Consider the following 23,259-nt stretch of genomic DNA (forward strand, 5'->3'; position numbering starts at 1 on the left):
GAAAATCAGTTCTTGAATCTGGTTCAAGAAATTGGTTAGGCTGCGAGGGTGGCCGAAGTTGAACGGGATTCAAAAAGTGGGGCCCGGGCGGTTCAGGTGAATCGGCGGGGGCGGGAGTCTCGGGCGGCGTTGCTGGACGCGGGGCGGAGGGCGTTCTCGGACCGGCGGTACGAGGAGGTGTCGATCGCGGAGATCGCGGCGGCGGCGGGGGCCGCGGTGGGGTCGATCGGATATCACTTCGGGGGGAAGTACGAGTTGTATCTGGCGGTGCACGAGGCCGTGTTCGAGGACTTCTGGGATCGGCTGCAGGAGTTGCGAGGGTCCGCGATGGAACGGCTGACGCTGGGGTTCGGGATCTATCTGGATTTCGTGCAGCAGCACGAGACCGCGCTGATCATGACGCCGCGCGCGGGGGCCGACGAGCGGTTGCTGGCGCAGCACGAGCGGCATCGGGACCGGCTGGTGGCGGCGCTGCTCACCGAAATCGTCTCCGCGGGTGAGAGTTCCGCCATCCGGATCGCCATGGACGGGTGGCTGGCTTTCGTGGAGGGCGCCACGGCGCGCTGGCTCACCGAGCCGGAGCCGGATCGCGCTCAGCTGCAGAGCCTGGTGCTCGCCGCCGGATTCGCCACGGTGCAAACGACTTTGGCGCTCGACCCGTCCATCACCCTGACCTCCCGCACCATCGCCGCCCTGCTGGACCCGACCGGCCCGCAGCAGCGCACCGAACAGCGCACCGAACGAAGCGAGACGAGCTAGTGGAACTCCTCCACCGACCCGACAATGCCCTGGCGGCGGGCCCCGTCGGCCGGGCCGCGGCGTGGCTCATCGGCCCGCGCGGCATCTCCGACCAAGCCCGCCTGCGCCGCGAGGTGGAGGGCAAGATCGCCGTGGTCACCGGCGCATCCCACGGCCTGGGCGCCGAGACCGCCCGCATGCTCGCCGCCGCCGGCGCGACCGTCGTGCTCGGCGCGCGCTCGGTCGATCAGCTGCAGGCGGTGGCGGACGAGATCACCGCCGCGGGCGGCAAGGCGGTGGCGATCCGCCTGGATCTGGCCGAGCCGGCATCGATCTCGGCCTTCGCCGAGGACATCCTCGCCCGCTTCGGCCATGTCGACTATCTGATTCACAACGCGGGCAAGTCATTACGCCGCTCGATCCACCTGTCCTACGACCGGCCGAAGGACCTCACCGCCACCTCGACCGCCAACTACCTCGGCCCGATCAGCCTCACGCTGGCCCTGCTGCCGAGCATGCGGGCGCGCCGCAGCGGCCACATCGTGAACATCTCCACGGTCGGCGTGCTCTTTCCGGTGGTCCCGAAGTGGGGTTTCTACCTGTCCTCCAAGGCCGCCTTCGATGTGTGGATGCGCGCGGTGGGCATGGAGGCGCGGCCGGACGGGGTCACCCTCACCACCATCTACGCCGGGCTCATGCACACCCGGATGAGCGCACCCAGCCGCTGGATGTCCGCGATGCCCGGCCAGTCCCCCGCCGAGGCCGCCACGGGCGTGGCGCGGGCGCTGATCACCAAGCCGCGCATGATGATTCCCGCCTACGGGTATGCGACCTCGATACTCACCCCGGTCCTGCGCGTGCCACTGGAGATCGCCTTCACCGCCGTCTACCAGCGGCTCGGCGACACCGAGGCTGCTCTCCGCGCGGTGCACGGGAAGGGCGCGGGCGATGCGCACTAGTACGTTCTTCGATTGGGGCACAGCCCTTTCCGCGATCATCACCTCGGGCGCACTGCACCCGATCGGCCCGGCGGCCGCGGTGTCGATCGCCCGCGCCTACCACGCGTACGGTCCGTCACTGGGTCTGCTCATCGCCGTCTCCGCGGCCCGCCACCCCGATCGGATCGCCCTGATCGACGAATCCGGCGCGGTCACCTACCGCGAGCTCATGCGCCGCTCCGAAGCCATTGCCGCAGCGCTGCATTCGCTCGCGCCGGACCTGCGCACCGTGGGCATTCTGTGCCGCAATCACCGCGGTTTCGTCGAAGCGGTGATCGCGGGCAGCCGTCTGGGCTGCGAGCTGGTGTTCCTCAATACCGAACTTCCCGCCGCCCAGCTGGCCCGCATCCTGGAACGGCACGCGCCGGACATCCTCGTCCACGATGACGAATATCTCGCGGCGCTCGCCGAGGTGGGCTACCCCGGCATCCAGGTGCGCGGCTGGCGCGACGCCGAGGTCCGAGCCGAGCTGCCGACGCTGGATCAGCTTGCCCGGCAACGGCATCCGTCTCCGCCCCCGGCCCGGCAGCCGGCCCGGATCACCCTGCTGACCTCGGGCACTTCCGGCATGGCCAAGGGCGTCGCCCGCAAGATCGGCCTGCGTCCCGCACTGGAGGCGGCCGCCTCGCTGGCCGCCGCCGCACGCCTGTCCGACCGCGATATCGCGATCGTCGCGCCGCCGTTCTTCCATGGTTTCGGCCTCGGCGCGCTGGCCGGTCAGCTGACCCTGGGTGCGACAGCGGTGACGCGCCGCCGCTTCGATCCCGAACTGGCCCTGGCCGATATCCAACGCCACCGCGCGACCGTGTTCATCGGCGTCCCGATCATGATCCAGCGCCTCGCCGCCCTGCCCGACGAGATCCGCCGCCGCTACGACCTGTCCGCGCTGCGCCTGGCGTTGACCGGCGCGGCGCCGATCTCACCGCACGCCATCGCGAAATTCCTGCGCGACTTCGGTCCCCGGCTGGTCAACGGCTACGGCTCCACGGAGGCGGGCGTCGTCTCCATCGCCACACCCGCGGATCTCGCGTACTCCCCCAGAACCGTGGGACGCCCCATTCTCGGTGTCTCCGTACGCATTCTGCGCGCCGACCGTACCCCGGCCGCGGTCGGCGAGACCGGCACGGTCTTCGTGCGCGGCGGCCTGGGCTTCAACGGCTACACCGCCGATCGCGGCGGCTCCGCCCCCATCAAGGAGGTGCACGACGGCTACGTCAATGTCGGCGACATGGGCCACCTGGATGCGCGGGGCCGCCTCTACATCGACGGCCGCGACGACGAGATGATCGTCTCCGGCGGCGAGAACATCTACCCCCGCGAGGTCGAGAACGCGCTGTCCGAGCATCCCGCCGTCGCCGATGTCATCGTGGTCGGCATCGCTGATCCCGAGTACGGCCAGGTGCTGCGGGCCTATCTGGTGACCACCGACGCCGACCCCGGCGACAACGCCCTCAAACAGCACATCCGGACCCGCCTGGAACGCTACAAGGTGCCCAAGCAGTTCGTCCGGCTCCCCGAGCTCCCCCGCAACCCCAGCGGAAAAGTGCTGCGCCACAAGCTCGGCGAACAGGCCGCCTCGTGAGGCGTCGCTTGCGGCCTCCGGTGCGCGTTGGTACCGTGCCGTGGACCGTGACATCACGAAGGAGGTGAGACCCATGAACGACGTATCGAGGTGGGTGCTCCCCATCGTGGTCGCGGTTGGGCGTACGAAGTAGCTGTCGCCGGGAGCGCCTGTGTTGCAAGGCATTCCGAGAGGCAGAACATCATGCACCTGAACTTCACCGCGGAGACGTCGGAAAACGGCGTCCGTGAACGCGATTTCCTGCTGGGCGAGATCACCGGCGTACTGTGGTCGCCCGAATCCGCGTCCGAGAACGCGCCCCTGATCCTGCTGGGTCACAGCGGCGGCGTGCACAAGCGCGCCCCGAACCTCGTGACGACGGCGCGTCACCTCGTGACCGAATCCGGTTACCGGGTGGCCGCCATCGACGCCCCGGGGCACGGCGACCGAACGCGCAACGAGCAGGACCAGCGGTGGGCCGACGCGCTGCACGCGGCGCGGGCCGCCGGCGAACCGATGGACTCGATCATCGCCGAGTTCAACATGTCCCTGGCCGAGCGGGCCGTGCCGGAGTGGCAGGCCACCCTGGACGCGCTGCAGGCGCTGCCGGAAATCGGCCCGGACGCTCCGATCGGCTACGGCGGCATCACCCTGGGCACCGTCATCGGCATGATGCTGGTGGCCGTCGAACCCCGCATCCGGGCCGCGACCTTCAACAGCGTGTTCGTGTTCGACGCGCTGTTCGAGGCCGCACGCAAGATCACCATCCCGCTCACCCTCCAGGTCGCCTGGAACGACGAGGAAATCGATCGCCGGCCCAGCTTCGACCTGTTCGAGGCGTTCGCGTCGGAGGAGAAGACGCTGCTGGCGAATCCGGGCCGGCACAACCAGATGGCCAGGACCCAGCCCGATTTCGCGGCGGCGTTCATGCGCCACCATCTGGGCCGGTAGCCGAAAGAGTCCATCCGGCAACGGATGACGATCGACAAAGGGAAGCGGTGATCCGCTTCCCTTTTCAACATATATCGCACCCCCGGGCTTGCGGCAAGACCCCCGGTATGCCGCAGAATCGCTGGCCGTAACCGGAATCCGTGGAATGGAGTAGCGCGAGTGCGTGTGACGAGTGCCGACGTGATCATTGCGGGCGCGGGCCCGACGGGCCTGATGCTGGCCGCCGAGCTGCTGGCGGCCGGGGTGCGGCCGGTGGTCCTGGAGCGCAGTCCGGTGCTGCGGACCATGCCGAAGGCCAATGGATTCAGCGGGCAGATCCTGCAATTGCTGAGCTATCGAGGCGTGCTGGACCGGTTCGAATCGGCCGGCGCGGCGGTCGCCCCCGCGGCGGCCTTCCCGTTCGGCGGACTGCACGTGGACCTGAGCCCGCTGCCGGATCCCCCGCTGCGCGCACTGCACCTCGCGCAGCCGCGACTCGAGCAGCTGCTCGACGAGCTGGTGCGCGAGCGCGGTGGCGAGGTGCGGCGCGGGCACACCGTGACCGGGATCGAGCAGGACGACGCCGGGGCCATCGTGGCGGTGTCGGGCCCGGACGGCCCGTATCAACTGGCCGCCCGCTACGTCGTGGGCTGCGACGGCGCGCGCAGCAAGGTCCGGGAGCTGGCGGGAATCGCCTTCCCCGGCATCACCTATCCGGAGGTCAACCGCCTGGGTCAGGTCGCCGTGGCGGCCGGGGTGACCGTGCTGGACAACGGCGATCTCGACGTCGCCGGGCACGGTGTCGTCCCCGCCGGTTTCACCCGCACCGAGCGCGGCGTGTTCGCGGTCGGCTCGCTCACCGCCGGCATGCTCATGGTGCAGACCACCGAGGACACCGTCGCCGAGACCGATGACAACGAGCCCATGACCCTCGCGGAGCTGAGCGACAGCATCCGCCGCGTCCTGGGCGTCGACCTGCCGCTCGGTGATCCGATCCGGTTGTCCCGCTACCAGTTCCAGGCACGGCAGGCCGAAAGCTTCCGCGCCGGAAGGATTCTGGTGGCCGGCGATGCCGCGCACACGTTCCCGGCAACAGGTGTCGGCCTCAACGCGGGCATGCTCGACGCGGTCAACCTGGCCTGGAAGCTGGCCGCGGACATCGACGGCCGGGCCCCGGACGGACTGCTCGACAGCTACCACGCGGAGCGTTCCTTCGCGGCGACCCGCACCATGGTGCACACCCAGGCGCAGGCGGCGCTGCGCCGCGGCGACGATCCGGCGGCCGAGGCACTCCGGACGCTCTTCCAGGAACTGCTCACCGATGCACCGGCCCTGCAGCGGCTGGGGTCCATGATCGCGGGCGCCGACATCCGCTATCCGCTGCCGAATCCCAACGGGCACCAGCTGACCGGAGCCTTCCTCCCCGATCTGCGCCTGCGCCCCGGTGTCGCCCAGTCCCTGCACGACCCCCGCCCGGTGCTGCTGGATCTCGCCGACCGCGCGGACCTGCGCGAGATCGCCGAGCAGTGGGGCGATCGCGTCGACATCCGGACCGCCGCCGCCGACGACCGGCCCGCCGATGCCGTCCTGATCCGCCCGGACGCCCACATCGCCTGGGCCGCAACGGTCGGCGAATCCCCCGCCACCGCCGAACCCGGACTGCGAGACGCGCTGACCACCTGGTTCGGCGCACCCACGCGGGTGACTGTCCCGAGCGCGGGAAACACGGTCAGCGACTGACCGGATCGGCCACACCGCTGATCCGTCCGGCCCGAGCCCTCGGCCCGGATCGATTTCCGGCGTTCAATTCCGGCATGCCGCAAACGCGGCCGGAACGAAATCGCTTGGAAGGACCGGGAAATGACCGAGTTCGTAACGCTCGAGCACGGGCGGATCGCGTGTGATGTGGCCGGGGACGGACCGCTGGTGGTGCTGTCACACGGCATGGGAACCTGGCGGCAGGAGTTCCGGCACCTGGTCGGGCCGCTGGTCGCGGCCGGATACCGGGTGGTGAACGCCGATATGCGCGGGCACGGCGAATCCAGCCCGAACTGGCCCTCGGTGACCGGGAAGGACGCCATCAGCCGCACCGACGTCGCCCACGACCTGCTGGGTGTCATCCGGCATTTCGGGGGTCCCGCGGTCATCATCGGGCATTCGCTGTCGGGCGGCGCGGCCACCATCGCGGCGGCGGAGGCCCCCGAGCTGGTGAGCGCCATCGTCGAAATCGACCCGTTCACCCTCGCTCAGCAGTTGCACATCGGCACCATGATCACCAGCCGCCGGTACCGCCGCGGCATGGTGCGCCTGCTCGCCACCCAGGGACTGCGGTCGTTCCGGTGGTGGTTCCGCTATTTGGAGATCGCCTACCCGACCAAGCCCGCCGACCACGAGGAGTTCCTCGCCGGCCTGCGGACCATCCTGCGGCAGCCCGACCGCTGGGCGGAATTCATGAAGACCGGCGCCACCACCCCGGCCGACGCGCACGCTCGCATCGCCGACATCCGCTGTCCCGCACTGGTGCTCATGGGCACCCAGGATCCGGACTTCGCCGACCCGCGGGCCGAGGCCGAGGCGATCGTGGCGGCCATGCCGGCGGGACTGGGCCGGGTCGCCATGGTGGAGGGCGGCGGCCACTACCCGCACGCGCAGTGCGCCGACCGGGTGGCCGAACTGGTCATCCCGTTCCTCGACCGCCACACCGCCCGCCGCACATCCGAATCGGTCAGCCACTGACCATGACAGCCAGGCCCGGCGACTGCGATGATGGCGGGATGCCCGCACCCCGCACCATCGTTTTCGTTGTCTACCAGGGCATGCAGCTGTCCGAGCTGGCCGGGCCGCTGGATGTGTTCGCGCTCCTCAACGGCGTCCGCGAGCGGCCGCCCGCGCAGCTACCGCCGGTCCTGCGCGAACATCCGATCAGCGCGGCGCACGGACCCGCCGAAATGAACGGCGACCCTGCCGAAACGAACGGCCGCCCGGCCGAGACGGACGCCGCGGCGGCCCCGCTTCCCTACCGGCTGCTGACGGCCTCGCCGGGCGGCCGCCCGATCACCGCGGACGGCGGCCTCACCCTCTCGGTGGAGCATTCGCTGCACGACATCGCCGCCGGCGACGACTTCGACACCCTGATCGTGGTGGGCGGCATGGCCTCCGGACCGGCCGGGGCGGAGGTGGTGCGGGAGCTGCCCGCCCTGGCCCGCAAGGCGCGGCGGGTGACCTCGGTGTGCGCGGGCGCGCTGCTGCTGGCCGCGGCCGGGTTGCTCGACGGCTACCGGGCCACCACCCACTGGGCCTCGACCGACCTGATGGCCCAGCGCTATCCGCGGGTCACGGTCGAACCGGACCGCATCTACGTCCGCGACCGCAATCGCTGGACGTCGGCGGGCATGTCGGCGGGGGTCGATCTGGCGCTGGCACTGGTCGAGGACGACTACGGCCGCGAGGTCGCCGCCATGATCGCGCGACTGTACGTGGTGTTCACCCGGCGTCCCGGCGGGCAGACCCAGTTCAGCGCGCAGCTGCGCACCCAGCCCGCGCGCACGCCTGCCATTCGCGCGGTGCAGCAGTGGCTGCCCGATCATCTCGACGCGAACCTCGGGGTAGCCGAGCTGGCCCGACGCGCGGGCATGAGCGAACGCAACTTCGCCCGGGCCTTCCGCATCGAAACCGGCAGCACGCCCGCGGCTTTCGTGGAGGATCTGCGCGTCGAGGCGGCTCGCCGCCTGCTGGAGTCGACCGAGCTGACCGTCGGTGCGATCGCCCGCCAGGTCGGCTACCGCCACGGCGAGACCCTGCACCGGGTGTTCGGCCGACGACTGGCCACCACGCCCGAACGCTACCGGCAGCATTTCGCCACCGGCGCGGCTCAATTGGCCGGGACCAGCGAGTAGATCCACCAGGGGCGTTGTGGCAGTTCGAATTTGAATATCTGCATGCGGTAGCTCACCCACTCACCGGTCTCGGGCGAGCGCACCCGCACGGGCCGGCGGGCGACCTTCTCGGGCGGAACCTCGGTGGACCAGAAGCGATCCCACTCCGGGGCCGCGCGGCAGCGGTCGACGATGGCCGCGAGTCGTTCGGGCGGGTGGGTGGCGGAGGCCATGTAGCGGAATCCGTACACCATGAAGTGCGCTTCGCGTTCCCAGTCGTCGATGACCTCGCGCGCCCGCGGGTCCAGCAGCATCCATTCGAGGATGACATCGCCGGGCTCGAGTCCCGGAAACGCCCGCAGATAGGCGTCATTGGCGGCGACCAGGTCGACCGCGGGCATGGTCTGGAAGCAGGCGGGGTGCGGCATGGCGCGCAGGAAGTCGAGCTCATAGGGCTCCGGCGGCGTGATCTCGGTTCCAAAGCTGGCCAATTCGGGCTGCAGCAGGGTGGCGACGTGCTCGCGCACCTGCGCCGGAACTTGCAGCGCGGTGAACAGTGCGCCGAGGGCGACCGCGGTGGGCTGGCGCGTGCCCTGCTCGATCTTCTGGATCAGCGCCTCGGAGACACCGGCGCGCCGGGACAGCTCTGCTCGGGTCAGCCCGGCTGCCTCGCGGCGACTCCGCAAATAGTCGGCAATCTCCGAGCGTGCCGCGGTCACCGATACCTCCAGAAGCCATAAAACATGTTGTTCCGTCGCACAAGGTACCGGAACACCCCCGGTCTACGCAGCCCGCGAACTGGCTTCCGAGGAATAAGGCAATCCAGCCGCTATTTTCGCTGGGACAAATTGGGACAGGGGTTCACCTTGACCCGCAGCCGCCCCGATCGGGATGCTTGCCACGCCGTGCGGCGCACCGCACGGCGACACCGGGTGTCCGCGAGGGGACGGCACGAACGCGGACCGCATCGCTGTCGCCGATGGATCGCGCCACGTGCCGCGAGGCATCCGTCGTCGCGGCGGCGGGTGGACCTCGATGTCCACCCGCCGCGGCCGAAGCGCGGCGGCTGCGACGTCCCGCTCAGAAATACGTGTGCAGGAAGTCGACGATCCGCGGCCGCTCGGCGTCGGCGTCATCGATCACCGGGATGAGACGCCACTTGTCGAACGCGGTGCAGGGATGCGAAAGCCCCAGTCGCACCACACTTCCCACCGGCACCTGGTCGTCCGAAGCACCCGGCAGCCGCAAGAAGGCGTGCTGATCGTTCAAGGCCGAGACATGCGCGCCGACCGGCAGCGAAGTGGTCGCAACCGCCGACAGCCCGCTGTTCGCCGATCCCGCCATTCGCTGTGGAACCGGCAATCCCAGATCGAACGGAACATCGCGCCGCCCGGCATCGAGCAGCGCGAGTTCCGCTTCCGGGCGGGACACGCAGCGCGCCCATCCGTGCATCGCCGACCGCAGCGGATGCTCCGCGCGCCCTGCGGCCAATGGTGAAATCCCCGAATAGAACCCGTCATCGTGCACCAGATACGCGCCGGACCGCAGCACCACCACAGTCGGAACTCCGTGTACGCCATCCTCATCCGCAAGTCCGGCCAGTCGCTCCACGACGAGGTCCGGATATGCGCTGCCGCCGGCGGTCACGATCACACGACGGCCGACCCGATCAGTCCGGGAATTCGATCCATCCAGGGCGGAACCGGCGGGCGCGGACGAATCGCCCGCGGAATCCGCCGCCGGACGCGAGGCTTCCTCCCCGCGGCCGGCTGCCCCCGCCGTCGGCTGCCCCGCCGGGCGGCCGGCCACGGACTGGAATACGAACTCGTCGTATCTGCCCGCGGCCATCAGCTCCTGGTGCAGGATCGTGAGCTCGTCCAGGTAGTGCCGCACGGCCGCAAGGGCTTCCGGAGAGCGATCGTGGGCGAGTGCGGCCTCGTAACCGCCAACCCCTGCGAGTCGCAGGCGCTGTGACTTGTCGACCGCGTCGGCAACGGCGTGGGCCGCGGCCAGACCGCGGGCGCCGGTACGGCCGTGCGGGCCACCGAGTTCCACGACGACGTTCAGCTGGACCCCATCGGGGGCGGACGCGAGGTGGCGCTCCATCTCCCGGACCGCGTCGACGCCGTCGACCCAGCTGTAGAGCTCGAAGTCGGGGTCACGCGCGATTTCCGTTGCCGCCCAGCGCAACCCGATCGGATCTACGAGCGTGTTGGCCAGCACGATACGGTCGAGGCCGAACGACCGCCCGACCTGGGCCTGCCAGCCGGTGGCGAGGGTGATACCCCAGGAGCCGGTCTCGAGCTGTTCGGCCCAGAGCTGGGGCGACATGGAGGTCTTGCCGTGCGGGGCGAGCCGGACGCCGGCGGCGCGCGCCCACTCGGCCATGACGGCCCGGTTCGTGTCCAGCGCGGAGCGGTCCATGGTGAGCACCGGCGTCTGCAGGTCGTCCAGGTGCGGATTCGTGGCCAGGTATTCGCGGACGGTCAGTCCCCAGGCGGCCGGGGGCAGCGATTTGTGCCGCGGGCCCAGGACAGCGTCGCCACAGGCGCGGACGCTGTCGCTGAGGGCTGCGGCGACTCCCTTGTCGAGGGCCACGACGCTCCTTTCGGTCGAAGCAACCTTGCATTGCTCGAGTCGAAGCAATCATGCACGGCACGATCCGCGACGTGTGCACCCGCTCGCGGGCTCGAGGCCCCTACTCGACGCCGATGTGCTGGTGGTCGGTGCGGATGCGGCCGTCCTCGTCCAGCGCGAGGACGTCCATCCCGCCGCCGACCACGGTGCCATCGGCGGCCACCATCGACCAGGTGAAAGCGATGACCTGCTTCAACAGCACCGTCGCCGCCCCACGCTGGACGAAGCGGTGTTCGCCCGCTGCCAGGAACATCTCGTAGGCCCGCTCGACACGCCGTTCCAGCGCATGATGCCCCCGCACCTCGAGCGACGGGATCGGAAAGTTCAAGCGAGTGGCGGCATCTCGCATATCCTCCGGCGGGTCGACGAGAATCTGCGCGCCGTCCTCGGCCCACAGTTCGCGAATGAGTTTGCGCCGCGGCTCCGGGTCGGGCTCGTTCCACATGGCCAGGTAACGGTCGGCGAGTTCGTTGATGTCGATGTTCGTCATGGGATCGAGTCTGCGCGAGTGCGATGCGCTGCGCGATTCCCTCCAGGGAATGAGCGAGCTCTCCCGTCAGGGAATGAAACAGGGCCGCACGCGGTTTCAGCGTGCGGCCCTGTTCGCAGGACTCGGTCAGTTCCCGGCGAGCACCGCCAGCACCGGCTCGGACAGGAAGAACGGCTCCAGCCGCTCGCGAATCAGCTTGGCCAGCACGCCGTTCCGCTTGGCGGCCTCCACCACGGCCGGGCCGTAGCGCAGGATCTCCTCGGCGATGACCGCCTCGGACAGGCCCAGCTCGGGCAGCATGGCCGCCAGGGTGTGGTCGCCGTACTTCTCGAAGAACACCTCGACGCCCTGGTCCACCAGCACGCCGACGTATTCCTTGTTGCGGGTGGTCAGCGCGATCCGATGGATGATCAGGGCCAGGTCGCGGAGGTCCTGCTGGGACAGGTACTCGCGCAGGCCGCTGACCGGCTCACCGGCGTGCAGGTCCCAGAATTCCATGGCCGCGTCGTGCACCGGGGCGTCGCGCAGCATTTCGCGAATGGCGTTGTTGGTGCGTTTGAGCGCGAATTGCGCGCCCTTGCCGGCCATTTCGCCGATGAAGGTGCCGCCGGCCTTCTCCGCCGCCTTGCGCGCGGACTTGGCGGCATTGGTGCCCATGGAGACCAGGGAGCCGACGCCGGGAATCTTCGAGGCGATCTGCTTGTTGGTCTCCATCAGATCGTCGACCAGCTTGTCCACGAACTTGGCGGCCACGGTCGCGATGAGGGGGCTCTCGGTCAGCCGCTCCAGGATCCGTTCCTGGGCCTGGTGCATGCCGAAGAGCTTCTCCAGCAGCTGCTCGACCGGCTCGCGGTCCACCACGTCACCGAGGGTGTAGTCATGATTCCCGGCGATGTTCTCGTACAGCGAATCGGCCAGCGTGCCGACCATTTCGCCCAGTACCGGGCTGCCGCCGATCAGGTCGATGACATTGGCGACGGTCTGCTTGGCCTGATCGATCTCCACCACGTCGCGGAAGATGATGGTGTCGGCGACACCGATCACCGCTTCCACATCGCGGGCGATCACTTCGGCGAAGCGGTCACCGCTGACCTCGGCGACAATGAAGTCGACCTGGAGATCCAGGAGCTTCTCGGCGATTTCGCGTGGCGCCCGGGACGGCGTATCGGACTCGGTCAAGGTTCCACCCATCAATTGAAGACGGAACGCCTGATCACTCGGAATCGTTGCCGTGCACCGATTTTCGAATCTGTTCCAGACGTTCCCGCGCGGCCTTCGCCCGCGCATCCCACTGTTCCTCGACGCTACGGCCCACTGGTGTCTGCCGATCGAGCTCGCCCATCCCCTGCGATGTCCCGTAGCGCTGCTCGACCTTATCGCGAACTGACTCGAAAGTAGGGACGCCGCCGGAGGTATACCCGCCGATCGCCGGACCTGCGGGGATACCCGCAGGCGGTACCGGTATCCCGGTGACCACGGGACCCGCTCCCACCTGCCCGGATGCCGGGGCCGTCTCAGACTGCGGATAGCTTTCCACCGGCAGCGTGTCCGGAGTCACATCGATGACATCGGATGCATGACCCAGGGTGGCCGCCAGTGACTGCGCCACCGCGTGCAGCGCGGCCAGCCCGGCCTTGCCGTCGGTGGCGGCCTCGACCACCGCCGCGAGTTCGGCGTCCGGCAGCCGCGCCAACAACGCCACGAGTTCCTTGGCATCGCTCATGGGTTCCAGGCTACGCATCACGGCGACCGCGGGGGCCTGGCACAGCACGCCGGCATCGGAACATTGCGCGGAATTCGGGGACAGCGTACGGTGAGGGCGTCGCAATCCCGTGGATGCAGGTCGACGCCGAGTCCCGCCCACGCGATTTCTTCCCTCCCCGAGCCGGTTACCCGGTGGCGCTGTAGCTCCCGCCCGGTGCTGCACCGCCACTCGCGAACCACTCGGATTCACCGGCGGTTTCCTACCGCCTTCGGCCGCATCCGGCCACACCAATCACTCACTCCCGGTGCACAAGTCACCTGATCCTCACAAGGAGAACTCTCATGACCACCATCGATCCCACGCCGCGGGTCGCCCACACCGACGCGACCCCGGCCCTCGAACACATCGAAACCCTCACGCCCGCAACGGGAATCCTGGATATCCAGGGCCAGAGCGGTGTGCTGCGCCGCAGCGGATACCTGCCCGGCCCCGACGACATCCACGTGCCCACCCGATTGATCCGGAGCCACGGCCTGCGCCGCGGCGATGCCCTCACCGGCCTGGCGCAGCCGAACACCAAGAACGGCAAGCTCGCTCCCCTGGTGCGGGTCGACACCGTGAACGACCTCCCGGTCGCAGAGATCTCCCCGCGACCGCACTTCCAGGACCTGACCCCCATCCACCCCAATGAGCGGCTGCGACTCGAAACCGGGCCGCACCAGCTCACCACCCGCGTCACCGACCTCATGATGCCGATCGGCAAGGGCCAGCGCGCCTTGATCGTGGCACCACCCAAGGCGGGCAAAACCTCTGTGCTGCAGGCGATCGCACACGGCGTCGCCGCCAACCACCCGGAGACGCACCTGATGCTGGTACTGGTCGGCGAACGTCCCGAGGAGGTCACCGACCTCTCGCGCGGGGTACCCGCCGAGGTGATCGCCGCGACCTTCGACCACTCCCCGGCCGAACAGACCGCCCTGGCCGAACTGGCCGTCGAACGCGCCCAGCGGCTGGCCGAACAGGGCCGCGACGTCGTCGTCCTGCTCGACTCCCTGACCCGACTCGCCCGCGCCTACAACATGACCGGATCCGCCTCGGGCCGAATCCTTTCCGGCGGTGTGGATTCCATGGCATTGACGCCGCCGAAGCGGTTCCTGGGCGCGGCCCGCAATATCGAACACGGCGGGTCGCTGACCATCATCGCCACCGCACTCGTCGAAACCGGTTCGCTCGCCGACACCGTCATCTTCGAGGAGTACAAGAGCACCGGCAATGCCGAGCTCAAACTCGACCGCGGACTGGCGAGCCGCCACGTTTTCCCGGCCGTGGACATCGCCAAGTCCAGCACCCGCCGCGACGAACTGCTGTTCGCCCCCGACGAGCGGCTCGCTGTGGACAGACTCCGCCGCACCCTGGCCGAACTGGACGATCAGCGAGCCCTCGACCTGCTCCTCGACGGCCTGCGCAAGACCGGCAGCAATGCCGAATTCCTCGCCAACATCATCCGGAAGTGAGGCGCTTGGGCGGCAGCACCCCGGCCGCCCAGGTCGCGACCGTCTCCGCCCAGCCCGGGAATCCGATGAGGTCGTTGTGCATGCCGCCGGGATAGATCACCAGCTGTTTGGGCTCGGGCGCGGCGGCGTACAGGTCGCGGCCCATCCGCACGGGCAGGAGTTCGTCCATATCGCCGTGCATGATCATGACCGGGCAGGTCAGCGTGCGAATTCGCGGCAGGCTGGGATAGGCGTTGGGCACGAACAGCTTCGGCAGGAACGGATATACCGCGACCGCCGCGTCCCGCATGCCGGTGAAGGTCGACATGAGCAGTAGCGCGGCGGGCGGAAGGGCATTCGCCAGCTCGAGCATCACGCCGCCGCCGAGCGACTTTCCCAGATACACCAACCGGTTGGCATCCACACCGGGCTGCGCGAGTAATGCCTCCCGCGCCGCACGCACGTCCAGATACGTCCCACGCTCGTCCGTCCGGCCGGTGCTGCGCCCATACCCGCGGTAATCGAAAATCATCACATCGAACCCGACCGCCGCGAGCATGCCCAGCATCGGCGACCGATCCCCGATGTTCCCGCCGTTCCCGTGCGCGAACAGAATGTGCCCCAGCGGCTCCCCCACCGCCGGCACGAACCAGGCCTCGACGGTCTCGCCATCCGCGGTCCGCAGCGACATCTCCTCATAGTCGAGGCCATACGTCTCCGGAGTCTCCAGAATCCGCCGGTCGCCCGGCTGATAGCTGAGCGCATTGAGGATGGGGGTCGCCGGATGCCACATGGTTCTTTCTTACCTCCCTACCTCCGCGCCCGCCGAGAGACCTCACCTCCAATTCCCGATTCGACCAATTCGTCACCTTCGATTCGGACGATGAATTCGAACCGGACGGTTCTATCAGTTATTCGAGATGTGTTGCGGCACATGCCATTCGACGAGCACGACCTGATTCGGACAGACACCCTGGCCGGTCCCGAATCCCCCGACGGCGTGGTCATCCGGTCCGACCTGCTGCCGCCCGGCACGCACGGTTCCAGTATCCGCGGCCTCGTGGACCGGAAGATCTGGGATGCCCTGCGCATTCCGGTCTGCGCAGCCGCCGGAGATCGCTGCGAGATCTGCCGGGACCAGGTGATCCGCAACGGCGGCATCGGACGCCCCGACTGCCACGAGAAATGGATCTTCGAGTTCCACGCCGGCCGCCCCATCCAACGCCCGCGACGCCTGATCGCCCTCTGCCCCGGCTGCCACCAGGTCCAACATTCCGGCCGCGCCCGGGTAAAGGCCGGGAGCAAGAGATTATCGAGCGACTCTGCCGCCTGAACCGCTGGTCCCCGCCGGCAAGCAGAACTCGACCTGAACCGCTCGACAGCCCGATGCACCCACCTCCACCGCTTCAACCGGGACCTCGACCTGTCAGCACTCCACAACCGCCTGATCATCCACAGCCACCCGACCCTCCACATACCCGCCGCCGACCGAGCCACACTCGACAATTCCCTCTTCGCACTCCCAACACAGATCAGCGCATCTCACTTGACCCAATTCGCCTGAAACATATGAAATTCTGAAACATATTGCATCACAATAGAATTCGACTTCTATCGCGATCATGTGAGCGGTAGAATTAGCACATGGATTCGAAAGGGGAAACACTCGACACGTGCGGCATCGCCGACCTGGCAGCCGCTGTGCAATCCCTGTCGAATTCCGTCCTGCACGGCAACCTGAACCCGTTCTCCGACAGTGATGTCGTGGAGCTGATGCAGCGGCTGGAAACCTGCAAACGTCAACTGTCGGCGCTGGATTCACGCTTGATCATCGAGGCCTGCAATCGTTCGCTGCCCGAAGGCAGCGGGGCGACAGATGTGGTGCCGTTCCTGCGTCAGACGTTGGGATTGTCGAGGTACGACGCGTCGGTGCGGGTGAAGATCGCCCGCCAGTGCGGAGAATTCTTCGAACCCACGGGTCATCTGCGCCCGGCCGCGTTGGCTTCGACTGCCGAAGCCTTTGAGGCGGGCCAGATCTCACGTGATCATGTCCGCAACATCATCGACGTGATGAACCACCTGCCCGCCGACATCCCCGCCGAGACGCGTGCGGAGGCCGAGGACATCCTGGTCGGCCACTCCCGCACCGGCTGGCCCGATGACCTGCCCAAGATCGGCCGCGACATCCTCGCCCGCGTCGACCCCGACGGCAAGGTCGTCTCCGACACCGACCGCCGTCGCCGCCGTGGCCTGATCCTGGGCCGTCCCGGAGTGGACGGCATGAGCTGGATCGAGGGCTGGATCACCCCCGAGTTGCGGGCCCTGCTCGATGCCGTGTTCGCCAAGCTCGCGCGTCCGGGCATGTGCAACATCGACGACGCCGACAGCGTTGCCGCCATGGTCAGGGTCGTCGATTCCAAGGTGTTGGAGGCGGCCGCGCGTCGTGACCGTCGCGATGCCGGTCAGCGCACCCACGACGCCCTGTTCGCGCTCCTGCAGCCCGGCGTCGACCCCGCCAAGCTCGGCTCCCACCGTGGCCTGCCGGTGCAGGCCATCCTGACCATGTCGGTCGCTGACCTGGAGCGTGGGGCCGGGGTCGCGACCACCGCCTCGGGCGGCCATGTCTCGATCGACGAGGCGTTGAAGCTGGCCGAGGGGACCCGTCCGGTGTTGGCGGTCCTCGACGCCGACGGGCTGCCGCTGTACCTGGGCCGCTGCCAACGCCTGGCCACCCCCGCCCAACGCCTGGCATTGATCGCCCGCGACAAGGGCTGCACCCGCCCAGGATGCGATGCACCCGCGAGCATGTGCGCGGTGCACCACATCACCGACTGGGCCAGGGGCGGACCCACCGACCTGACCAATCTGACCCTGGCCTGCGATCACTGCCACGCACTGGTCAACGACAGTCCCGACGGCTGGAAAACCGTTGTCATGGGCAAAGATTCCCCCTATCGGGGCCGGACCGGGTGGATTGCCCCGAAACGTCTCGACCCCACCGGCATTGCTCGCGTGAACGACAGGCATCACGTGGGGCAGCAGGTCGCCGCTGCCATCGAATCCAGTTGCCAGAAGTGGGGTGCGCGGGCCGCGTGATTCCCGGCTGCTCGTGCCCTGCTGGCGTGCGCAGGGCACGGGGAGGTGCGGGCAACGATCGGCATCACGTGGGGCAGTGGGTCGCCGCTGCGACCGATTCCAGTTGCTGGAGGTGGGGTTCACGGGCGGCGTGATTCCCGGCTGCTCGTGCCCTGCTGGCATGCGCAGAGCACAGGGAGGTACGGGTGAACGATCGCCACCACGTAGGGCAGTGGGTCACCGCTGCCATCGAATCCAGTTGCCAGAAGTGGGATGCACGAGCAGCGTGATTCCCGGCCGCTCGTGCCCTGCTGGCGTGCGCAGGGCACGGGGAGGTGTGGGTGAACGATCGGCATCGCGTGGGGCAGTGGGTCGCCGCTGCGACCGATTCCAGTTGCTGGAGGTGGGGTTCACGGGCGGCGTGATTCCCGGCTGCTCGTGTCGGGCTGGTGTGCGCAGGGCACGGGGAAGTGTGGTCACCTCGCCTGCCCTACCGGACTTGAGCTGACGCCGGGTCGGGAGCGTCTCCCGCCGATCCCGGCCCAGGGACTGCACGCATCACCTTCTACAGACAGAACCCACCGCAAGTCCACCCTGAGTTCCTCGAACACCGAACAACCACAGCGGTCTTCTCCTCGCTACACCCCATCCTGCGGATACCCCAACCCCGAGATCCAAGTGAATACCTGCTGCAGCGACACCCACATGCAGGTTGGTGAGCGGGCTGGTAGGTGTAGGCGCGTCCCCAAGCCCGCCCCCTCCCTTCTCCAGGCATCTTTTGATCTTTTGGGTTTTCAGTTTTCGTTCGGGGCCGAGGCGTATGCCTTTTTCGTTCGGGGCCGAGGCGTTTGCCTTCGGCCTGGTCGATGCTGTGCTGCGAGCGACGAGTAGCGATGAGTGCTGACCAACGCCGGGAAATCCTGCGGCGAATCACCGCTATCGACAGGGTCGAAGCTCGAATGACGGTGGGGCGCAGACGATATCGGGTTGGGAGATTCGCCTGATCGGCCGTACCACTCGCATCCTGACCGCTGTCGGCGCGGAGATCCCGCTCCGCCTGCCTCTGCTGATCGAAGTTGTCGACATCCGCGCGAGCGAAACCACCGAGCTGAGCGAACCGGGGAAATGACAACGGAGGCTCCGGGTTCGGAGCCTCCGTTGTGTTTGCCGGTTCGGGTCAGGCGCGGATGACCGCTCCTACCGCGGAGGACGCGGCGGCGACGGCTGCGTCGCGGGCGGCGCTGGCCTCGTCCTCGGTCAGGGTGCGGTCGATGGCGCGGAAGCGCAGGGCGTAGGTCAGGGACTTGCGACCCTCACCGGCCTGGGCACCCTCGTAGACATCGAAGAGCGAGATGTTCTCGAGCAGTTCGCCCGCGCCGGCGCGGAGGGCGTCCTCCACGGCGGCGGCGGAGACGGCCTTGTCGACGCTGATCGACACGTCCTGCAGCACCGCGGGGAACGCGGAAACCACGGGGGTGGGCCGGATTTCGCGCAGCGGCAGTGCGTCGAGGCCGAGTTCCACGGCGCAGGTGCGCGGGGGCAGGCCCGAGCGCTCCAGGACCGCGGGGTGCAGTTCACCGGCGTGGCCGACGACCACCCCGTCGACGACGAGCTCGGCGCACCGGCCCGGGTGCCACGGAAGGTATTGCGCGGCACGACGTTCGATCACCAGGTCCGACGCGTCGGCGATCGCGTCCACCAGGGCGAAGGCATCGCCCGCCTCGACCGCACGACCCGCACCCCACGGGCCCCGCGGCTCGCGGCGACCGGTGAGCACGGCACCGATGTGGATCGGCTGCTCCGGCAGCGACCGCAGTAGCACGCCGATCTCGTCCTCGGTGGGACGGCGGTCGACGGGCAGCGGGCCCACCGGCACGGTCTGCTCGTTCGGCAGCGTGACCTGGCCGATGCCGTAGATGGCGAGGTCGCGTTCCCCGCGGGAGATATTGCGGGCGGCGATCTCCAACAGACCGGGCAGCAGCGTGGACGACAGCTCGGCGCGCTCGACATCGAGCGGGTTGAGCACGCGCAGCGTCTTGCGGCGCGAGTCATCGGCGTCCAGACCCCAGGTGTCGAAGACACCGCCGGGCATGAAGACCGGCGCGGGCACCTCGACGCAGCCCTCGAAGGCCAGCGCCTTGCTCACCGCGCGGCGACGACGCTGCTGGGCGGTGAGGCCGCGGCCGGCGGGGGCGGTGGGCAGCACCGACGGGATCTTGTCCAGACCCTCCAGGCGCAGCACCTCCTCCACCAGGTCGGCCGGCTGGGTGAGGTCGGGCCGCCAGCTCGGCGGGGTGACGACCAGCTGCCCGTGCCCGGACTCGCTGACGCCGACCTCGATGGCGCAGCCCACCTGCTGCAGACGACGGGTGGCCGCGCCGGGCGCGTAGTGCACGCCCGCGGTGCGGTCGGCCAGGTCGATGTCCATGACGATCGGCTCCCGCGCCGGGGTGGGCACTCGCACGTCGGTCAGCACGGATTCGACTGTGCCACCGGCGATCTCGGCCAGCAGCGTGGCGGCGCGATCCAGCGCGGCCACATTGACCTCGGGGTCCACGATCCGCTCGAACCGGCGGCTGGCCTCGGAACCGAGCTTGTGGCGGCGCGCGGTGCGAGCCACGGCCACCGGGTTCCAGGTGGCGGCCTCGAGCAGGATGTCGGTGGAGGTGCCGGACACCTCGGTGCTCGCGCCACCCATGATGCCCGCGAGCGAGATGACGCCGCTGTCATCGGCGATCACCACGTCCTCGGAGTCGAGGGTGCGCTCGGCCTCGTCGAGGGTGCGCAAGGTTTCGCCCTTGTGCGCGCGGCGCACCACGAAACCGCCCTGCACCTTCGTGGCGTCGAAGGCATGCAGCGGCTGGCCGAGCTCGAGCATCACGTAGTTGGTGACGTCGACGGCCGGGGAGATGGGCCGCACGCCCGAGAGCAGCAGGCGACGCTGCAGCCACCACGGGCTCACGGCCTTCGGGTCGATGCCGGTCACCCGGCGCACCGCGAAGCGCGTGCACAGCGAATCGGGCTCGAGCTTCACCGACCAGGCATCGGCCTCGTCGTCCGGCAGCAGCCGCACGGCCGGATCGCCGTATTCCAGGTCGAAGCCACAGGCCAGTTCACGCGCCAGGCCGCGCGCCGAGAAGGCGTAGCCGCGGTCGGGGGTGATGGCCAGCTCGATGACCGTATCGTCCAGACCCAGCAGCTCATTGGCGTCCGCGCCGGGCTCGGCGGTGCCGGGCTCCAGCACCAGGATGCCGCTGTGATCCTTCCCGATCCCCAGTTCGGCGACCGAGCAGATCATGCCATTGCTGGTGTGGCTGTAGGTCTTCCGCGACGCGATCTGGAAGCCACCGGGCAGCACGCCACCGGGCAGCACCACGACCACCAGGTCGCCGACGGCGAAATTCCGTGCGCCGCAGACGATCTCCTGCAGCTCGGGATTGCCGACGTCCACCTTGCAGAAGCGGATCGGCTTCTTGAACTCGGTCAGCTCGGTGATCTCGGCGACCCGTCCGACCACCAGCGGGTGCTCGATGTCACCCTGCACCTGGTGCAACCGGTCGACCTCTTCGACCTCCAGCCCGACCCGGACGAACCCCGCGTCGAGCTCCTCCGGCGTCACCGACCACCCGGGGGTGGTCCGCTGCAGGATTTCCGTCAGCCAGGACTGCGCTACTCGCACTTGACGTTTCGCTTCCTCGTATCGGGGTCAGGTCAGGACTGGATGCCGAACGGCAGCGTGAAGCGCACATCGCCCTCGACGATGTCACGCATGTCCGGCAGGCCATTGCGGAACTGCAGGGTCCGTTCCAGACCCATGCCGAACGCGAAACCGCTGTACACCTCGGGATCGATGCCGCTGGCGATGAGCACCTTCGGGTTCACCATGCCGCAACCGCCCCACTCGACCCAGCCGGGGCCGCCCTTCTTGTCCTCGAACCACACGTCCACCTCGGCGGACGGCTCGGTGAAGGGGAAGAAGCTGGGCCGCATGCGCGTGGTGGTGTTCGGACCGAACAGCGCCCGCGCGAAGGAGTCCAAGGTGCCCTTGAGGTGCGCCATGGTCAGGCCCTTGTCGATGGCCAGACCCTCGATCTGCGAGAACACCGGGGTGTGGGTGGCGTCCAGCTCGTCGGTGCGGAAGGTCCGCCCCGGGCAGACCACGTAGATCGGCAGCTCACGAGACAGCATGGAGCGCACCTGAACCGGCGAGGTGTGCGTGCGCAGCACCTGCCGCGAACCCTCCGGCGCGATGTGGAAGGTGTCCTGCATGGTGCGGGCCGGGTGGTCCGGCAGGAAGTTGAGGGCGTCGAAGTTGAAGTGCTCGGTCTCGACCTCGGGACCCTCGGCGACCTCCCAGCCCATGGCCACGAACACGTCCGCGACCCGCTCGGACAGCACCGAGATCGGATGCCGCGCGCCCTCGGCGTGCCGACGGGCGGGCAGGGTGACGTCGATGGTCTCGGCGACCAGGACCGCCGCGTCGCGCTCGGCGAGCAGCTCGGCCTGGCGGGTCTCGTACGCCTGCGACACCCGGCCGCGCGCGACATTGACGCGCTTGCCGGCGTCGGCCTTCTCCTCCTTGGGCAGCGTGCCCAGCGAGCGCTGCGCCAGCGAGATCGGCGACTTGCCACCCATGTACTCGGTCTTGGCGGCCGCCAGCTCGTCCAGGGTCGAGGCCGAGGCGAACGCCTTCTCAGCAGCTTCCGCGGCGGCGGAGAGCGACTCCTCGCTCAACGCAGCGGTCTGCTCGGCACTGTTGTCATCGGCCACGATGGTTCGTCACTCCCCAGGCTGGTTACGGGTCGGGCGGAAAGTCTTGTCAGCAATGGTTACTGCGTACCCATTCTTGCTGGTCGCATCGTAAACCTTGTAATCAGGCCACCTCACCTGGATTTCCCCAGCTCGGGACCACCCTCTCGGCGCGGTGGCCGGACCGGCGGTGGTACGAATGAACTCGTGAAGTCCCGGCCCCTGATTCTCATCGACGACACCGACCGCCTCATCGAGTACTCAGTGGCGATGGACCGCATGCAGCAGATGTGGGAGGAGCGCGTCGCCGACCAGCGGCCCGACACGCTCTGGCTGCTCAGCCACGAGCAGACTTTCACGATCGGACGCCGCACCCCGGAGGCGCATCTGCCCGCTCCCGAGACCGACATCCCCGTCTTCACCACCAACCGCGGCGGCCAGCTCACGTATCACGCGCCCGGTCAGCTGGTCGGCTATCTCATTGTCAAGCTGCAGCCCGGCGAAGGCGTCGTTGATCTGATCCGCGATGTCGAACTCCGGATCGTGACGGCCCTGGCCGAACTGGGCATCCCGGCCGAGCGCCGCGACACCCCGGCCGGGTCCGAGCTCCTCACCGGCGTCTGGACCCGCGACACCGGCCGCAAGATCACGTCCATCGGTATGCGCGTCGGCCGCAATGTCTCCACGCACGGCTTCGCCGTCAATGTCACCGGTGACCTCACCCCCTGGAAGCTCGCGGTCGCCTGCGGCATGCCCGATGTCGACATGACCTCCGTCGAGCGGGAACTCCCCGGGCAAGAGTCGCCGACGATGGATCGGGTGGTCGCCACCATCGCCACCGCCTTCGAGGCCGCCGCTGCCTCGAGCCCGGCTCCGTAGCCGGCGCCACCTCCCGAGTGCACCTGAACGCGTTGTGCCCCTTCCGGACCGGGGCGGGAGGGGCCCCACGCGGGTCGGGGCGGCGGTTCCGTGGGGGCCCGGGTGCCAGAGACGCCGGGCGAGGGGTGG

At 68.7% G+C, this 23,259-nt stretch carries 19 protein-coding genes; 11 read left to right on the top strand and 8 right to left on the bottom strand.

All coding sequences use genetic code 11. The features are described 5' to 3' along the window. Nucleotides 1–96: 96 nt before the first annotated feature. The 7 genes from ABZV44_RS39655 (at nt 97) to ABZV44_RS39685 (ending at nt 8,123) form a co-directional block, all read left to right on the top strand. Nucleotides 97–759, top strand: a complete 663-nt coding sequence (locus ABZV44_RS39655; protein WP_354848537.1) for a TetR family transcriptional regulator — start codon at nt 97–99, stop codon at nt 757–759. Beyond that, nucleotides 759–1,697 (top strand): SDR family NAD(P)-dependent oxidoreductase, encoded by a 939-nt coding sequence (locus ABZV44_RS39660; protein WP_354848539.1) that lies wholly within the window; start codon nt 759–761, stop codon nt 1,695–1,697. The genes ABZV44_RS39655 and ABZV44_RS39660 overlap by 1 nt, the downstream gene beginning before the upstream one ends. Beyond that, nucleotides 1,687–3,318 carry an AMP-binding protein gene (locus tag ABZV44_RS39665; RefSeq protein WP_354848542.1) on the top strand — a complete coding sequence of 544 codons (1,632 nt, stop codon included), beginning with the start codon at nt 1,687–1,689 and terminating at the stop codon, nt 3,316–3,318. Before ABZV44_RS39660 ends, ABZV44_RS39665 begins: the two co-directional genes overlap by 11 nt. Nucleotides 3,319–3,501: 183 nt before the next feature. Next, a complete protein-coding gene (locus ABZV44_RS39670) occupies nt 3,502–4,248 on the top strand; it encodes an alpha/beta hydrolase (RefSeq protein WP_354848545.1) in 747 nt (248 codons plus the stop codon). Between the two features lie 159 nt (nt 4,249–4,407). Further along, nucleotides 4,408–5,967 carry an FAD-dependent monooxygenase gene (locus tag ABZV44_RS39675; protein ID WP_354848547.1) on the top strand — a complete coding sequence of 520 codons (1,560 nt, stop codon included), beginning with the start codon at nt 4,408–4,410 and terminating at the stop codon, nt 5,965–5,967. A 120-nt stretch (nt 5,968–6,087) separates the two neighbouring features. Next, nucleotides 6,088–6,963, top strand: a complete 876-nt coding sequence (locus ABZV44_RS39680) for an alpha/beta hydrolase (protein WP_354848550.1) — start codon at nt 6,088–6,090, stop codon at nt 6,961–6,963. 38 nt (nt 6,964–7,001) lie between these two features. Continuing rightward, entirely contained in the window at nt 7,002–8,123 is a 1,122-nt protein-coding gene (locus ABZV44_RS39685) for a DJ-1/PfpI family protein (RefSeq protein ID WP_354848552.1), read from the top strand. On the opposite strand, the gene ABZV44_RS39690 is transcribed toward ABZV44_RS39685, so the two are convergent. The 5 genes from ABZV44_RS39690 to ABZV44_RS39710 form a co-directional block, all read right to left on the bottom strand. Continuing rightward, on the bottom strand, nt 8,099–8,821 hold the full coding sequence (locus ABZV44_RS39690) for a helix-turn-helix domain-containing protein (protein WP_354848554.1): 723 nt from the start codon (nt 8,819–8,821) through the stop codon (nt 8,099–8,101). The genes ABZV44_RS39685 and ABZV44_RS39690 overlap by 25 nt on opposite strands. Nucleotides 8,822–9,182: 361 nt before the next feature. Next, the gene (locus tag ABZV44_RS39695; RefSeq protein ID WP_354848557.1) at nt 9,183–10,700 is read right to left on the bottom strand and encodes an amino acid deaminase; all 1,518 of its coding nucleotides are present in this window, start codon (nt 10,698–10,700) and stop codon (nt 9,183–9,185) included. Nucleotides 10,701–10,800: 100 nt separating this feature from the next. Further along, complete coding sequence (locus tag ABZV44_RS39700) at nt 10,801–11,229, bottom strand: hypothetical protein (protein ID WP_354848560.1); 429 nt, start codon at nt 11,227–11,229, stop codon at nt 10,801–10,803. A gap of 126 nt (nt 11,230–11,355) precedes the next feature. Next, nucleotides 11,356–12,408: a hypothetical protein gene (locus tag ABZV44_RS39705; RefSeq protein ID WP_354848563.1), complete on the bottom strand. Its 1,053-nt coding sequence runs from the start codon at nt 12,406–12,408 to the stop codon at nt 11,356–11,358. A gap of 34 nt (nt 12,409–12,442) precedes the next feature. Next, complete coding sequence (locus tag ABZV44_RS39710; protein WP_354848565.1) at nt 12,443–12,952, bottom strand: hypothetical protein; 510 nt, start codon at nt 12,950–12,952, stop codon at nt 12,443–12,445. Nucleotides 12,953–13,275: 323 nt separating this feature from the next. Here ABZV44_RS39710 and rho point away from each other — a divergent pair, with 323 nt between their 5' ends. Then, a complete protein-coding gene (gene rho / locus ABZV44_RS39715) occupies nt 13,276–14,448 on the top strand; it encodes a transcription termination factor Rho (protein WP_354848567.1) in 1,173 nt (390 codons plus the stop codon). On the opposite strand, the gene ABZV44_RS39720 is transcribed toward rho, so the two are convergent. After that, nucleotides 14,435–15,220 carry an alpha/beta hydrolase gene (locus ABZV44_RS39720; protein ID WP_354848570.1) on the bottom strand — a complete coding sequence of 262 codons (786 nt, stop codon included), beginning with the start codon at nt 15,218–15,220 and terminating at the stop codon, nt 14,435–14,437. The genes rho and ABZV44_RS39720 overlap by 14 nt on opposite strands. Before the next feature lie 141 nt (nt 15,221–15,361). On the opposite strand from ABZV44_RS39720, the gene ABZV44_RS39725 reads away from it, so the two are divergent. Both ABZV44_RS39725 and ABZV44_RS39730 read left to right on the top strand, forming a co-directional pair. Continuing rightward, on the top strand, nt 15,362–15,760 hold the full coding sequence (locus ABZV44_RS39725) for a hypothetical protein (protein ID WP_354848573.1): 399 nt from the start codon (nt 15,362–15,364) through the stop codon (nt 15,758–15,760). Nucleotides 15,761–16,071: 311 nt separating this feature from the next. Continuing rightward, nucleotides 16,072–17,523, top strand: coding sequence for a DUF222 domain-containing protein (locus ABZV44_RS39730; RefSeq protein ID WP_354848576.1), 1,452 nt, complete (start codon nt 16,072–16,074; stop codon nt 17,521–17,523). 1,156 nt (nt 17,524–18,679) lie between these two features. Here the strand turns inward: ABZV44_RS39730 and pheT are convergent. Continuing rightward, nucleotides 18,680–21,181, bottom strand: coding sequence for a phenylalanine--tRNA ligase subunit beta (gene pheT / locus ABZV44_RS39735; protein ID WP_354848579.1), 2,502 nt, complete (start codon nt 21,179–21,181; stop codon nt 18,680–18,682). Nucleotides 21,182–21,213: 32 nt separating this feature from the next. Then, entirely contained in the window at nt 21,214–22,272 is a 1,059-nt protein-coding gene (gene pheS / locus ABZV44_RS39740; protein ID WP_354848582.1) for a phenylalanine--tRNA ligase subunit alpha, read from the bottom strand. 186 nt (nt 22,273–22,458) lie between these two features. Here pheS and lipB point away from each other — a divergent pair, with 186 nt between their 5' ends. Next, the gene (gene lipB / locus ABZV44_RS39745; RefSeq protein ID WP_354848585.1) at nt 22,459–23,130 is read left to right on the top strand and encodes a lipoyl(octanoyl) transferase LipB; all 672 of its coding nucleotides are present in this window, start codon (nt 22,459–22,461) and stop codon (nt 23,128–23,130) included. The last annotated feature ends 129 nt before the right edge of the window (nt 23,131–23,259 follow it).

Origin of the sequence: Nocardia sp. NPDC004860, from assembly GCF_040609015.1 — a bacterium.
Lineage (GTDB): Bacteria > Actinomycetota > Actinomycetes > Mycobacteriales > Mycobacteriaceae > Nocardia.

Bases quoted from the DNA above. Each gene is read 5' to 3' on its own strand.
- ABZV44_RS39665 (WP_354848542.1), top strand. From the start codon at position 1,687: ATGCGCACTAGTACGTTCTTCGATTGGGGCACAGCCCTTTCCGCGATC.
- ABZV44_RS39670 (WP_354848545.1), top strand. From the start codon at position 3,502: ATGCACCTGAACTTCACCGCGGAGACGTCGGAAAACGGCGTCCGTGAA.
- ABZV44_RS39680 (WP_354848550.1), top strand. From the start codon at position 6,088: ATGACCGAGTTCGTAACGCTCGAGCACGGGCGGATCGCGTGTGATGTG.
- ABZV44_RS39685 (WP_354848552.1), top strand. From the start codon at position 7,002: ATGCCCGCACCCCGCACCATCGTTTTCGTTGTCTACCAGGGCATGCAG.
- ABZV44_RS39700 (WP_354848560.1), bottom strand. From the start codon at position 11,229: ATGACGAACATCGACATCAACGAACTCGCCGACCGTTACCTGGCCATG.
- ABZV44_RS39710 (WP_354848565.1), bottom strand. From the start codon at position 12,952: ATGAGCGATGCCAAGGAACTCGTGGCGTTGTTGGCGCGGCTGCCGGAC.
- rho (WP_354848567.1), top strand. From the start codon at position 13,276: ATGACCACCATCGATCCCACGCCGCGGGTCGCCCACACCGACGCGACC.
- ABZV44_RS39720 (WP_354848570.1), bottom strand. From the start codon at position 15,220: ATGTGGCATCCGGCGACCCCCATCCTCAATGCGCTCAGCTATCAGCCG.
- ABZV44_RS39725 (WP_354848573.1), top strand. From the start codon at position 15,362: ATGCCATTCGACGAGCACGACCTGATTCGGACAGACACCCTGGCCGGT.
- ABZV44_RS39730 (WP_354848576.1), top strand. From the start codon at position 16,072: ATGGATTCGAAAGGGGAAACACTCGACACGTGCGGCATCGCCGACCTG.